This is a genomic window from Erwinia sp. STN24, assembly GCF_041320675.1.
Taxonomy (GTDB): Bacteria; Pseudomonadota; Gammaproteobacteria; order Enterobacterales; family Enterobacteriaceae; genus Erwinia; species Erwinia aeris.
Window position 1 is genome coordinate 1 of sequence record NZ_JBGGPM010000021.1, and the last position, 383, is coordinate 383.

A 383-nucleotide genomic window follows, 5' to 3' on the forward strand; every position below is an offset into this window, starting at 1 on the left:
GCGATCATGTCTCCGACCGTCGAGACCGAACTGGTCATGGCGACCGTCGCGCTTACCGAGGGGGGCGGCTTGGTCGGGTCCGGCCCGGGCGGCTGCACCGTCACGGTAATGCCGGTGACGGTCACGGGGTTCTTGGGCGCGGTGAAGTTCAGGATCGTGCCGCTGGCGAAAGGCACCAGCACCGAAGGCGTGGTGGCAAGGTTGGGCACCGCCAGCAGCGCGCTGTTCTGGTTGCCCGACTGCATGACCTCGACGATCGAGTTGGTCTGGCTGATGTCGAGCGTCACCGCCGGCACGCTCTGCGTCTGGACGATGCTGTAGCTGCTGCTCGACGAATTGCTGTTGCTGGTGATCGAGTAGAGCGTCGCCGCCATGTTGAAGGT

Annotated in this window: 1 protein-coding gene; it reads right to left on the minus strand. The window is 65.0% G+C overall.

Annotated elements, in window-relative coordinates:
* On the minus strand, positions 1 to 383 hold a 383-nt coding region (locus ACA373_RS22155; RefSeq protein ID WP_370735153.1), incomplete at both ends, for a hypothetical protein.